Source organism: Bacillus sp. N6, assembly GCF_052805735.1.
On record NZ_CM127843.1, the window covers coordinates 4,296,893 to 4,309,972 of the forward strand.

The window sequence follows — 13,080 nt, forward strand, 5'->3', positions numbered from 1 at the left end:
ACCTCCCATGCTAATTTTGTGTTAATCGCTTCACGATTTTCACTGTTTCGTACGCCGCTTTTTCAATTTGCTCTTTCGTATTTCCAAGTCCAAAACTAAAGCGTACGGATGAACGTATTTGATCGGAGTCTTTTCCAAACATCGCTACTAATACATGTGATGGATCAATCGAACCGGCTGTACAAGCAGAACCACTTGATACTGCAATGCCAGCTAGGTCTAAGTTCACAAGAAACGGTTCAATGTTCATTCCTGTAAAACTTACATTAAGTACATGCGGTAAGCGATGTTCTAAGTTTCCGTTTACCTCGAAAGTAATGCCTTCATTTTTGAAGACAGATACCATTATATCTTTAAACTCTTCATATTGGGCATTTTTTTGCTCACGAGTTTTTTCAGCTATAAGAATTGCATGCTGAAGCCCAGCAATACTAGGCACATTTTCCGTACCAGCACGGCGTTTTCTTTCTTGCTCTCCGCCTATTAATAACGGCTCAAATTTCACATTTGCACCAGCGAATAAGAACCCTACACCTTTTGGCCCATTAATTTTATGAGCTGAAATTGATAATAAATCAATACCAAACTCTTTCACATTAATTTCTACTAAACCGTAAGCTTGTACCGCATCTGTATGGAAATAAGCTTGATGCTCTTTTAGCAGCTTTCCTATTTCCACAATTGGTTGCATTGTCCCTACTTCATTATTCCCAAACATAATAGATACAAGAATCGTCTCTTCTGTTAATGCCTTTTGTATGTCAGAAACTTGAATGCGTCCTGTTTCATCGACAGGTAAATATGTCACTTCAAACCCTTCACGCTCTAACAATTCGCACGTATGCAAAATCGCATGATGTTCAATTTGCGTCGTTATTATGTGGTTACCTTTATGACGGTTCGCACGTGCTACACCTATAAGCGCTAAATTATCAGCTTCTGTACCACCACTCGTAAATATAATTTCATTCGGATTCGCATGAATGCTGCGTGCACACACTCGTCTCGCCCCATCTACTGTGTGACGAGTTTGACGTCCATAAAAGTGAATACTAGACGGGTTCCCGAATATTTCTGTCATATATGGAATCATCTTTTCGACCACTTCTGGGTGAGTCGGAGATGTCGCAGCATGATCTAAGTAAATGCGTTCCATTAAATCTCCTTCTTTCCAAATCGTTTCACAAGGAATTAAATGTAAAACATATAGCCCCCGTGATTTTCTTCCTCATAACGTACTAAATCTTCTAACGTTGTACTATCTAACACTTCTTGCACCGCATCACGAACACGCATCCATAACTGGCGCTGTGCTGGCTCTTCTTCTTCTATCATTTCTACAACACTAATCGGTCCCTCTAATACACGGATTACATCCCCAGCTGTAATGTTAGCCGGTTGATCAGATAATACATATCCGCCATATGCCCCGCGCGTACTCTTTACAAGACGAGCGTTACGAAGTGGTGAAATTAATTGCTCTAAGTAATGCTCGGATAAGTCATGCGCCTGCGCAATTGATTTTAATGAAATCGGACCTTCACCAAACTTTTTTGCAAGATCAATCATAATTGTTAAGCCATAGCGGCCTTTTGTTGAAATCTTCATCTATTTTGCACCTCTTTTCAAATTTTCACTTCTATTGGTTATATCTTATTTATAAAAAGAACACAATTTAAAATCCTATGAAATTATAGCATAATATAGTATTATAAGAAATTTCAACTTGTGTATCAAAATGATAACATAAAATCACATTGAAAAACTCGGAAATTATTACAATTGAAAGAAAAATGAAAATATTCTTCTTCATTTTTCCCATAAAACAGCATCCTATTTCAAATTTCGTAGAAAAAAATGATACGATAGAACGAGATTATATATTAAGGGAGACGGTCTAAATGAAACAACCACTCGCACATCGAATGCGCCCTACAAATATTCAAGAAATTATTGGGCAACAACATTTAGTTGGTGAAGGAAAGATTTTATGGCGAATGGTCCAAGCAAATCATTTTCAATCTATGATTTTATACGGTCCTCCAGGTACAGGAAAAACATCCATTGCCAGTGCAATTGCAGGAAGTACCGGTACCCCGTTTCGTCTATTAAACGCTGTTACTCACAATAAAAAAGATATGGAAGTTGTCGTACAAGAAGCAAAGATGCATCGACACCTCGTTTTAATTCTAGATGAAGTTCACCGTCTAGATAAAGCAAAGCAAGACTTTCTATTACCCCACTTAGAAAGCGGACTTCTTACTTTAATTGGTGCAACGACAAGTAATCCATTCCATGCAATAAACTCCGCTATTCGAAGCAGGTGTCAAATTTTCGAATTACACGCACTAACAGAAGATGATATTTTAATTGGGTTAAAAAGAGCTTTAGAAGATAAAGAAAAAGGCCTTGGAGAATATGCTGTAACGGTAACAGATGAAGCACTACATCATTTTGCAAATGCCTCTGGTGGTGATATGCGTTCCGCTTATAACGCACTTGAACTTGCTGTATTATCTAGCTTTACTACAGACGATCAAGCGGCTGAAATCACACTCGAGATTGCAGAAGAATGCTTACAAAAGAAGAGCTTCGTTCACGACAAAGGCGGCGATGCTCATTATGACGTATTATCAGCATTTCAAAAATCAGTACGCGGAAGTGATGTAAATGCAGCGCTCCATTATTTAGCACGCCTTATTGAAGCAGGTGATTTACAAAGTATTGGCAGACGCCTTCTTATTATGGCTTATGAAGATATTGGACTTGCTAGCCCACAAGCTGGACCGCGTACACTAGCTGCAATTGAATCAGCTGAACGAGTTGGATTCCCAGAAGCACGCATCCCACTTGCAAATGCCGTTATAGAGCTATGCTTATCACCAAAATCAAATTCAGCTTATAAAGCACTTGATGCTGCATTACACGATTTACGCAACGGTCAAACAGGTGACATTCCAAGCCATTTAAAAGATAGTCATTACAAAGGCGCAGAATCACTCGGAAGAGGCATTGGATATTTATATCCACACGACCATCCAAATGGCTGGGTAAGGCAACAATACTTACCTGATAAAATAAAAAACAAGCAATATTATAAACCGAAAACGACAGGGAAATTTGAGCAAGCACTTTCTACTGTTTATGAAAGATTACAAACTTCGAATAAAACGAAAAATAAAGGGTAACATAAACGAAAACGTCACCATTATGGAGGCTTCGCTTATGAAAACACGTCAAGATGCATGGACAAAAGAAGATGATCTCCTTTTAGCAGAAACTGTTTTGCGACATATTCGCAGCGGAAGTACACAAATAAAAGCGTTTGATGAAGTTGGCGACGCTTTAAACCGCACTTCCGCAGCTTGTGGTTTTAGATGGAATGCTGAAGTAAGACCGAATTACGAAGATGCGGTGCAGCTTGCAAAAAAACAACGTAAAGAATTAAAACGTTCTGAAGCTAATATAGAAAAAGATCGGTTCACGAAAACGAAACAACTCGTAATTGACGCCGATTTTTCAGAAGATATTACGCCAAGTAAACAAGATCTTACAATGCAAAATGTCATCTCATTTTTACAAAATTTAGAACATAACAATCCTTCACTTGCAAAGTTGCAAACTGAAAATGATGTATTACAAGCTCAGCTCACTTCTCTGCAAAAAACGAATCATGAACTTGAAACGAAATTAGCGGTACTCACAAAAAAACAACAAGCAATCGAAGAAGATTACGCGATGCTTGTTCGAATTATGGATCGCGCTCGAAAACTTGTTTCGGTTGAAGAACAAGAAGAACATATTGCTCCCATTTTCAAAACAGATCAAAATGGAAATTTAGATATTATATATTCTGCAGAGAATTAAAAACAAGGATGTCACTTTTTTGACTAAGTGACATCCTTGTTTGTTTTCGGTAAACCATATATATACATGTCGGTAAATGAATTTATATCAACGATTTTTCGAATATATCTATCGTAACTTGCAATATATCAACGGTTTTTCGAATATATCTATCACAACTTGCAATATATCAACGATTTTTCAAATATATCTATCACAACTTACAATATATCAACGATTCAATAAAGGAGATCGATTTAATGACAAAGATTTACAATAACATTACTCCCTGTCATACAAGAAAACTCCTAAAACATATTGGATAATTTTCACTAAAATGTTATTATAACCATATACCTTTAAAGGGAGATGGTTGCTATTTCATTAATAATCTTCAAAATAGCTCTTGGCCTTCTCGTCCTGACTTTAGCTCTTTTCACCATTAACAGTCTAAAAAAGACATCCGCCTATAAATCAGATAAATATGATTATTACTTACTAACCTTACTTACATTTGAACTAGTAGTGATGCAAATATCCATATTTCTTTAATACATATAAAAAAGCATATATCCAAAATGGATATATGCTTTTCTTTTATTCTTGCCCTACACGTTTCACTTCTACATTTTTAATACGTTCACGTACAACGTGACTTGCCATAATTAAGCCTGCCACAGATGGTACGAATGCATTTGATGAAGGCGGTAATTTCGCTTTACGAATTTTTGCATTCTCGTCTGGTACGATTTCTTTACGTACTTCTTCACGAATTACGATTGGGTTTTCGTCAGAGAAGACAACTTTTACACCTTTTTTAATACCCTCTTTACGAAGCTTCGTACGAATTACTTTCGCAATTGGATCTGTATGTGTTTTAGAAATGTCCGCAATACGGAAACGAGTTGGGTCCATTTTATTTGCTGCACCCATACATGAGATAATTTTAATTTTACGACGTAAACATTGTTTAATTAAATGGATTTTGAACGTAATCGTATCCGATGCATCCACTACGAAATCTAAACCGTGTTTAAAGAACTCTTCATATGTTTCATCTGTATAAAACATTTCTAATCCAATTACTTCACATTCCGGATTAATGTCTGCAATACGCTCTTTCATTAATTCTACTTTTGAACGTCCTACAGTAGATACTAAAGCGTGAATTTGACGGTTTACGTTTGTAATATCTACAACGTCTTTATCAACTAATACGAGACGTCCTACTCCAGAACGCGCTAACGCTTCAGCTGAAAATGAACCTACGCCGCCAATTCCTAAAATACCGACTGTACTATTTTTTAATATTTCAAGTCCTTCTTTACCGAAGGCTAATTCATTACGTGAAAATTGATGTAACATTCAGCTCTACACTCCTATTACAAAAATGGTCTACCATGTATTCTAGCGTTTTTCCGACTATTTGTATAGAAAAAGTTATAGAATTCCTAAAAATACATATTTCGATAATGAAAACATAGTGTAAACCGGGATTTTGTTTCTTCTTTTAATTATCCATTAAAAAAGTCTAGATGGTTATAGTATAACCATCTAGACCCTATTCTTACTTTTCTTCTTTTAAGCTTAATTTTAAGTTTAACTCTTCAAGCTGTGCTTCTGCAACTGGGCTTGGAGCTTCTGTTAATAAGCAGCTTGCGCTTGCTGTTTTTGGGAATGCAATTGTATCACGAAGGTTCGTACGGCCTGCAAGTAACATAACAAGACGATCTAAACCTAATGCGATTCCGCCGTGTGGTGGTGTACCGTATTCGAATGCTTCTAATAAGAATCCGAATTGCTCTTGCGCTTCTTCTTGTGAGAATCCAAGTGCTTTGAACATTTTTTCTTGTACGTCACGCTCGTAAATACGAAGTGATCCACCACCAAGCTCATAACCGTTTAATACAAGGTCATATGCTTGTGCACGTGCTTTTTCTGGTGCTGTTTCTAGTAGCTCAACGTCTTCACGGAATGGCATTGTGAATGGGTGATGAGCTGCGAAATAACGATCTGCATCTTCATCGTACTCAAGAAGTGGCCAATCAGTTACCCATAGGAAGTTAAATTTACTTTCATCAATTAACTCAAGCTCTTTACCTAGACGTAAACGAAGTGCGCCTAAGCTATCTGCAACAACGCTCTTCTTATCTGCTACGAATAGTAATAAGTCGCCAGCAGTAGCTTCTAATGTACTCATTAACACGTTTGCATCTTCTTCACCGAAGAATTTCGCAATCGGTCCTTTTAAGCCGTCTTCTTCAACTTTAAGCCAAGCTAGACCTTTTGCACCGTATACTTTCACGAATTCAGTTAATGCATCGATGTCTTTACGAGAGTATTTACTTGCAGCACCTTTTGCATTAATTGCTTTTACTTGTCCGCCGCTTTCTACAGCACTTGTAAACACTTTAAAGCCACAACCTGCTGCAAACTCAGATAAGTCTGTTAGTTCCATTTCAAAGCGTGTATCTGGCTTATCAGAACCGTAGCGAGCCATTGCATCAGCATATTTCATACGAGGGAATGGTGCACTAACTTCTACACCTTTTGCATCCTTCATAACTTTCGTCATCATACGCTCCATCATTTCTAAAATCTCATCTTGTGTTAAGAATGAAGCTTCAATATCGATTTGCGTGAATTCTGGTTGACGATCTGCACGTAAATCTTCGTCACGGAAACAACGTGCTACTTGATAGTAACGCTCAAATCCGCCGACCATAAGAAGCTGTTTAAATAACTGTGGTGACTGTGGTAATGCATAGAATTCACCGTCATGTACACGACTTGGTACTAAATAGTCACGAGCTCCTTCTGGCGTACTTTTCGTTAAAATTGGTGTTTCTACTTCTAAGAACTCTTCTGTATCTAAGAAGTTACGAATTGTTTTTGTTACGTCGTGACGCATTTTGAATGTGTTGAACATTACAGGACGACGTAAGTCTAAATAACGATATTTTAAACGCACATCTTCTGATGCATCTGTATCATCAGCAATGATAATTGGTGTTGTTTTCGCTGCATTTAGTACATTTACTTTTGTTGCTTGTACTTCAATACGACCAGTTGCCATATTGTCATTAATTGCGCCTTCACCACGTTCAACAACTGTACCTTCTATGTGTAATACGTATTCGCTACGAATTGTTTCTGCTACTTCTAACGCTTCTTTTGATGTTTCTGGGTTAAATACAACTTGTACGATACCTGTACGGTCACGTAAATCGATAAAGATTAATCCACCTAAGTCACGGCGTTTTTGTACCCAACCTTTTAATTGAACTGTTTGTCCAACAGCTTCTACTGTTACTTTTCCACATGCATGTGTTCTTTCAGCCACTGTAAGTTCCCCCTATATTAATTTCTCTGCTACGTATGAAGCCAATACATCTAAAGCTACTTCTTCTTGTTCACCTGTTGCCATATCTTTTAAGTTAATGATGCCTTTATCTAGCTCATCTTCTCCTAATACAGCTACAAATTTCGCCTTTAGACGATCTGCTGATTTAAATTGTGCTTTCATTTTGCGATCTAAATAATCTTTTTCAACCGACAATCCAGCTTTACGAAGATCGAATGCCACTTTTGCAGCATGGTCTTTCGCTTTTTCACCAAGCGCTACAACGTAACAATCAATGCTATGTTCAAGTGGTAATTCAATGTTTTCAGCTTTTAGCGCCATAATTAAACGTTCAATACTCATTGCAAAACCGATACCTGGCATTTCTGGTCCACCGATTTCTTGTACAAGTCCGTTATAACGGCCACCACCGCTTAATGTAGTGATCGCACCGAAACCTTCTGCCTCACTCATAATTTCAAAAACAGTATGTTGATAGTAGTCTAAACCACGCACTAAGTTCGGATCTTTTTCAAATGGAACATCCATCATCGTTAATAGTTCTTGTACTTTGTCGTAGTATACTGCTGAATCTTCGTTTAAGTATTCTGTAATAGATGGAGCTGTTGCCATTAATTCATGGTTACGGTCCTTCTTACAGTCTAAAATTCGAAGTGGGTTCTTTTCTAAGCGAGATTGACAGTCAGAGCAGAATTCGCCGATACGTGGCTCAAAGTGTGCGATTAATGCATCACGGTGTGCTTGACGACTCGCTGCGTCACCTAAACTGTTTAATACAACTTTAATATTTTTTAAGCCCATGCCGCGGTAAAATTCAACAGCAAGTGCAATTACTTCTGCATCAATTGCAGGGTCATTACTGCCGATTGCTTCGATACCGAATTGTACGAATTGACGATAGCGACCTGCTTGTGGTCTTTCATAACGGAACATTTGACCGATATAGTATAATTTCGTTGGTTGTGTTGCATCACCAAACATTTTATTTTCAACGTAAGAACGTACAACAGGTGCAGTACCTTCTGGACGTAATGTTAAGCTACGCTCTCCACGATCTTGGAATGAGTACATTTCTTTTTGTACGATATCTGTCGTATCACCAACACCGCGTAAAAATAGCTCAGTGTGCTCAAAAATTGGTGTACGAATTTCTTTATAATTGTAACGACGGCAAATTTCGCGTGCTTGCCCTTCGATATACTGCCATAACTCAACAGTGCCTGGAAGAATATCTTGCGTTCCGCGTGGGATTTGAATAGACATATTCAGTTCCTCCTCAAATTGTTTTAATCTTAATAAAAATAAAAAAACTCCCGCCTCTACTGTTTAAAACAGTAGGGACGAGAGTATTATACCCGTGGTGCCACCCTAATTGAAGCACGTATGCTTCCACTTTTTTAATAACGCTTAAATATGCGTTCATCCCTACTAAGCATATATGCCGTTCAAGTTGAAACCTCTAGAGTGTCATTCAATCAGTCATCATGCAGAAATGTTTTCAGCCTAAGACATTCCTTCTCTTTCCATGTGTATCTCATTTACTCTTCTCTATCAACGGTTATATTCATATGTAAATATAAAATTACTATACGTTTGTTAAGTAGGATTGTCAAGTGCTCTAAGAACGTTCAATCTGCTTCTTTAAACGCTTTACATCTTGAAGAGAAATCCCAAACTCGGAAGCAAGCTCCATTGAAGTATTATTTTGCTCTTTTGAAATAAAATCATGAAAATTCACGTTAAACAGTTGATTTGCACCATTTGTAACAGAATGCCCTTTTTCATTCATACGCATACGTATATCCCTCACATTCAATATGGATGTTTTACTTTTTATTGTTCCATATTGATGAGAGAGTTATACATAACCGAAACTGCTATTGATTCCAAATAAACATTAGTATTCGATTTACAACAATAACAATAGCCAGTCCACTTGCGAGCATATGATGCTTCAAATGATATAACGCTGCAACACCTACTCCAAATACGATAATTTCTAATAATACATGTAATATACCTTGTACTTCCCATTCTGCATGTGGAGCTCCAAATAGCCCCCAAATGACAGCAATAACAATTGGAATAATAATAGCAAGTGTAATTTTTATAGCTGTTGTTGTTCCTACTCGATATCCCCAGTATCCAACAATCCCAAGAATACATAACTCTAACATAAAACGTAAAGCTATATTAAATTCTTGAAGCAATTAAACCTACCTCCTACTTTCGATTCCCCTTCTTTCAATAGGAAGTAAAGCATACATTAAACTACTTCTACACACTGATTCAATATACGGACCAACGCCTCTGGATTAGTTTCCATTACCCAATGACCACCAACTTCAATAGAAAAAACTTCCCATTTTCTATCTCTTGCTTTTTTTGCTGATTCTAAAAAGATAGACGTCATTGGCCAATGTTCTGGATTATCCTTTACTTCTACGTATATATGCGGTATACATCGCGCTTTAGAGTTTTTTATTTCAACCGATTGTGTAAAAGCCAACAATGACATCGCTGATTTTTTTTCATCTATTGTATTTCTAGGAAGAACACGCCATCCCTCCCCGTATACTTTTACTTCTTCTATAAAATTTGCGGACATTTCCGGCCCAGAAATATCCATAACAGAATCACCATTTTCCGGAAGCATTGCATCCACGTATACTAGCTCCTTAATAAACTCGGGAATCACTTCTGCCACTCCTGTAATTACCATCCCAGAATAGCTATGTCCTACTAAAATTACATCTTTTAGCCCCTCATATTTAATGGTATTAACAATGTCTTGAATAAATGTTTTCAATCCTATATTAGGTTGCATAAGATGCGTTCGTTCTCCAAGTCCAGTTAAGGTAGGAGTATATACACTATGACCATCTTTCCTTAAAAGTTCAGCTAGTCTTTTCCAAACATAGCCACCATCCCATGCTCCATGAACGAGTACAAATGTTTCCATAAACTTTACCTCCCATAATCCCCCGATTATATCGTTTATTTTCTTAACTATCATAACAACAATTAACAAAATATACCATTAAAAGACACAAAAGAAGAGAGAGGACTCATCCTCTCTCTTCTTAAGCAACACTATTTACTATCAACAATTAAGGTCACCGGACCATCATTGATTAAAGAAACGTCCATCATTGCTCCGAACTTCCCTGTTTCCACATGCAATCCTTGTTTGCGAACTTCTTCATTAAAGAAATCGTATAAACGCTCTGCGTAGTCAGGTTTCGCAGCATCCATAAAGTTTGGACGTCTTCCCTTGCGACAATCTCCGTATAATGTAAATTGCGAAATAGATAGAACTTGTCCTTCTACATCAAGTACAGAATGATTCATCTTTCCGCTCTCATCTTCAAAAATACGTAAGTTTGCAATTTTTTCCGCAATATAAGTTGCATCTTTTTCTGTATCTTCGTGCGTAATGCCAACTAGTAATGTTAAACCGAACGGAATTTGTCCTACGATCTCACCGTCTACTGTGACAGACGCTTTCTTTGATCGTTGTAAAACAACTCTCATCTTTCTACACTCCCTATTAATGCATCATGCGTCGTACTGCATAAATTTCTGGAACGCGTTTAATGCGTTCTACTACTTTTTTCAAGTGTTGTAAGTTACGAATCGAGATTGACATATTAATTGTTGCCATTTTATTACGGTCACTTCTACCAGAAACAGCTGAAATGTACGTTTTCGTCTCTGTAACAGCTTGCAGTACTTCATTTAATAAACCACGGCGATCGTAACCCGAAATTTCAATATCAACGTTATACTCAATTTCTTTTTCAGGGCTACCTTCCCACTCTACTTCTAATAAACGTTCTACAGCTTCTTCTGTATGAACGTTTACACAATCACGGCGGTGAATCGATACACCTCGGCCTTTCGTAATATATCCAACGATATCATCGCCTGGAACTGGGTTACAGCATTTCGATAAACGGATTAATAAATTATCAGCACCGCTTACCTTTACACCAGAATCCCATTTTCGAATTTTCATCGGTTTACGAACTTCTTTAACTTCAACAATTTCTTCTTCTTCGCGTTGTTTGCGGAACTTGTCCGTTAGTCGCGTAACAATTTGCGAAGCTGTAATTCCGCTATATCCAACTGCTGCAAACATATCTTCTTCATTTGCAAAGTTAAATTTCTCAGCGACGCGTTTTAAGTTATCAGGCGCTAATACTTCTTTCATCTCATACTCTAGACCACGTACTTCCTTTTCAACAAGTTCACGGCCTTTTTCAATATTTTCGTCTCTACGTTGTTTCTTAAAGAATTGACGAATTTTATTTTTCGCATGAGATGTTTGAGCAAGTTTTACCCAATCTTGACTTGGGCCATATGAATGTTTCGACGTTAAAATTTCAATGATGTCGCCTGTTTTTAATTTATAATCCAGCGTCACCATTTTCCCGTTTACTTTTGCACCAATTGTTTTATTCCCAATTTCCGAATGGACACGATACGCGAAATCAATCGGAACCGACCCAAGTGGTAATTCCATTACATCGCCTTTCGGTGTAAAGACGAATACCATGTCAGAAAATAAATCAATTTTTAATGACTCCATAAATTCTTCTGCATTAGAAGCTTCATTTTGCCATTCTAGTATTTGACGGAACCATGTGAGTTTCTTCTCTAATGTACCTGTTGTTTCTGCTGTTTTTCCTTCTTTGTACGCCCAGTGTGCCGCGATCCCGAATTCTGCAATTTCGTGCATTTCTTTCGTACGAATTTGCACTTCAAGTGGATCACCTTTTGGTCCAATTACAGTCGTATGAAGAGATTGATATAGATTTGCTTTTGGCATTGCAATATAATCTTTAAAACGACCTGGCATCGGCTTCCAGCACGTATGAATAATTCCAAGCACCGCATAACAATCTTTAATACTATTTACAACGACACGTACAGCTAATAAATCGTAAATTTCATTGAACTGCTTATTTTGCAGTGCCATTTTACGATAAATACTGTAAATATGTTTCGGTCTTCCAGAAATCTCAGGTTGAATTGCAACTTCTTTTAATTTCTCACGAATACCAGTCATTACTTCGTCTAAGTATTCTTCACGCTCTGCACGTTTACGCTTCATTAAATTTACAATACGATAATATTGCTGTGGATTTAAATAGCGAAGTGACGTATCCTCTAGCTCCCATTTAATAGTACTAATTCCGAGTCTATGTGCTAAAGGTGCAAAGATTTCTAACGTTTCATTCGCAATGCGACGCTGCTTCTCTTGAGGCAAATGTTTCAATGTACGCATGTTATGAAGACGATCAGCTAATTTAATTAAAATAACTCGAATGTCTTGAGCCATTGCAATAAACATTTTGCGATGGTTTTCGGCTTGTTGTTGTTCGTGAGATTTATATTTGATCTTCCCAAGCTTTGTAACACCATCAACAAGCATAGCAATTTCTTTGTTAAATTCCCGTTCAATATCTTCTAACGTAATCTCTGTATCTTCCACTACATCATGTAAGAAACCTGCTGATACCGTAGCTGGATCCATGTGTAAATCAACTAAAATACCTGCAACTTGAATCGGATGAATAATATACGGTTCACCCGATTTTCTATATTGTTCGCTATGCGCATCTCGTGCATATTCATAGGCACGTGCCACTAGCTCAATATCTTCATCCGCTAAATATTGACTTGCTTTCTCGAGTACCTGTTCAGCTGTTAGTACCTGCTCATTTGCCATCGAATCACCTTTTATTGAAAATTGACTTTATCTTTATTTAATAGAATAAATTATATTCTATCATTATAACCCAATGATTGTGAATTGTGAAAAGGAAAAGATTTTACTGACATTTCACCATGATTTTTTGTTCAAT

At 37.3% G+C, this 13,080-nt stretch carries 12 protein-coding genes and 1 other annotated feature; of the genes, 2 read left to right on the forward strand and 10 right to left on the reverse strand.

Annotated elements, in window-relative coordinates; translation table 11 throughout:
• Nucleotides 1-10: 10 nt before the first annotated feature.
• Both ACUXVC_RS22140 and cymR read right to left on the reverse strand, forming a co-directional pair.
• Nucleotides 11-1,156 (reverse strand): cysteine desulfurase family protein, encoded by a 1,146-nt coding sequence (locus ACUXVC_RS22140; protein WP_053563619.1) that lies wholly within the window; start codon nucleotides 1,154-1,156, stop codon nucleotides 11-13.
• A gap of 35 nt (nucleotides 1,157-1,191) precedes the next feature.
• Nucleotides 1,192-1,608, reverse strand: coding sequence for a cysteine metabolism transcriptional regulator CymR (gene cymR / locus ACUXVC_RS22145; protein WP_000704116.1), 417 nt, complete (start codon nucleotides 1,606-1,608; stop codon nucleotides 1,192-1,194).
• A 293-nt stretch (nucleotides 1,609-1,901) separates the two neighbouring features.
• Here cymR and ACUXVC_RS22150 point away from each other — a divergent pair, with 293 nt between their 5' ends.
• Nucleotides 1,902-3,188 carry a replication-associated recombination protein A gene (locus ACUXVC_RS22150; protein WP_000812919.1) on the forward strand — a complete coding sequence of 429 codons (1,287 nt, stop codon included), beginning with the start codon at nucleotides 1,902-1,904 and terminating at the stop codon, nucleotides 3,186-3,188.
• A gap of 37 nt (nucleotides 3,189-3,225) precedes the next feature.
• Nucleotides 3,226-3,867 carry an RsfA family transcriptional regulator gene (locus ACUXVC_RS22155; protein ID WP_000857708.1) on the forward strand — a complete coding sequence of 214 codons (642 nt, stop codon included), beginning with the start codon at nucleotides 3,226-3,228 and terminating at the stop codon, nucleotides 3,865-3,867.
• 576 nt (nucleotides 3,868-4,443) lie between these two features.
• Here ACUXVC_RS22155 and ACUXVC_RS22160 read toward each other — a convergent pair.
• The 8 genes from ACUXVC_RS22160 to relA form a co-directional block, all read right to left on the reverse strand.
• Complete coding sequence (locus tag ACUXVC_RS22160) at nucleotides 4,444-5,211, reverse strand: tRNA threonylcarbamoyladenosine dehydratase (protein WP_000903182.1); 768 nt, start codon at nucleotides 5,209-5,211, stop codon at nucleotides 4,444-4,446.
• Between the two features lie 202 nt (nucleotides 5,212-5,413).
• Nucleotides 5,414-7,189, reverse strand: coding sequence for an aspartate--tRNA ligase (aspS, locus tag ACUXVC_RS22165; protein ID WP_000840885.1), 1,776 nt, complete (start codon nucleotides 7,187-7,189; stop codon nucleotides 5,414-5,416).
• A gap of 12 nt (nucleotides 7,190-7,201) precedes the next feature.
• On the reverse strand, nucleotides 7,202-8,473 hold the full coding sequence (gene hisS, locus ACUXVC_RS22170; protein ID WP_071729599.1) for a histidine--tRNA ligase: 1,272 nt from the start codon (nucleotides 8,471-8,473) through the stop codon (nucleotides 7,202-7,204).
• A 70-nt stretch (nucleotides 8,474-8,543) separates the two neighbouring features.
• Nucleotides 8,544-8,774: a binding site (T-box leader), on the reverse strand.
• 54 nt (nucleotides 8,775-8,828) lie between these two features.
• Nucleotides 8,829-9,005: a hypothetical protein gene (locus tag ACUXVC_RS22175; protein ID WP_001242605.1), complete on the reverse strand. Its 177-nt coding sequence runs from the start codon at nucleotides 9,003-9,005 to the stop codon at nucleotides 8,829-8,831.
• 82 nt (nucleotides 9,006-9,087) lie between these two features.
• Nucleotides 9,088-9,420 (reverse strand): YrdB family protein, encoded by a 333-nt coding sequence (locus tag ACUXVC_RS22180; protein WP_065485340.1) that lies wholly within the window; start codon nucleotides 9,418-9,420, stop codon nucleotides 9,088-9,090.
• A 56-nt stretch (nucleotides 9,421-9,476) separates the two neighbouring features.
• The gene (locus ACUXVC_RS22185; protein ID WP_065485342.1) at nucleotides 9,477-10,172 is read right to left on the reverse strand and encodes an alpha/beta fold hydrolase; all 696 of its coding nucleotides are present in this window, start codon (nucleotides 10,170-10,172) and stop codon (nucleotides 9,477-9,479) included.
• 131 nt (nucleotides 10,173-10,303) lie between these two features.
• On the reverse strand, nucleotides 10,304-10,744 hold the full coding sequence (locus tag ACUXVC_RS22190) for a D-tyrosyl-tRNA(Tyr) deacylase (protein ID WP_098126816.1): 441 nt from the start codon (nucleotides 10,742-10,744) through the stop codon (nucleotides 10,304-10,306).
• Nucleotides 10,745-10,760: 16 nt separating this feature from the next.
• The gene (relA, locus tag ACUXVC_RS22195; protein ID WP_001262795.1) at nucleotides 10,761-12,944 is read right to left on the reverse strand and encodes a GTP diphosphokinase; all 2,184 of its coding nucleotides are present in this window, start codon (nucleotides 12,942-12,944) and stop codon (nucleotides 10,761-10,763) included.
• Nucleotides 12,945-13,080: the final 136 nt, after the last annotated feature.

Coding starts and splice junctions, on each gene's coding strand:
- ACUXVC_RS22140 (WP_053563619.1), bottom strand. CDS start 1,156: ATGGAACGCATTTACTTAGATCATGCTGCGACATCTCCGACTCACCCA.
- cymR (WP_000704116.1), bottom strand. CDS start 1,608: ATGAAGATTTCAACAAAAGGCCGCTATGGCTTAACAATTATGATTGAT.
- ACUXVC_RS22150 (WP_000812919.1), top strand. CDS start 1,902: ATGAAACAACCACTCGCACATCGAATGCGCCCTACAAATATTCAAGAA.
- ACUXVC_RS22155 (WP_000857708.1), top strand. CDS start 3,226: ATGAAAACACGTCAAGATGCATGGACAAAAGAAGATGATCTCCTTTTA.
- ACUXVC_RS22160 (WP_000903182.1), bottom strand. CDS start 5,211: ATGTTACATCAATTTTCACGTAATGAATTAGCCTTCGGTAAAGAAGGA.
- hisS (WP_071729599.1), bottom strand. CDS start 8,473: ATGTCTATTCAAATCCCACGCGGAACGCAAGATATTCTTCCAGGCACT.
- ACUXVC_RS22175 (WP_001242605.1), bottom strand. CDS start 9,005: ATGCGTATGAATGAAAAAGGGCATTCTGTTACAAATGGTGCAAATCAA.
- ACUXVC_RS22185 (WP_065485342.1), bottom strand. CDS start 10,172: ATGGAAACATTTGTACTCGTTCATGGAGCATGGGATGGTGGCTATGTT.
- ACUXVC_RS22190 (WP_098126816.1), bottom strand. CDS start 10,744: ATGAGAGTTGTTTTACAACGATCAAAGAAAGCGTCTGTCACAGTAGAC.
- relA (WP_001262795.1), bottom strand. CDS start 12,944: ATGGCAAATGAGCAGGTACTAACAGCTGAACAGGTACTCGAGAAAGCA.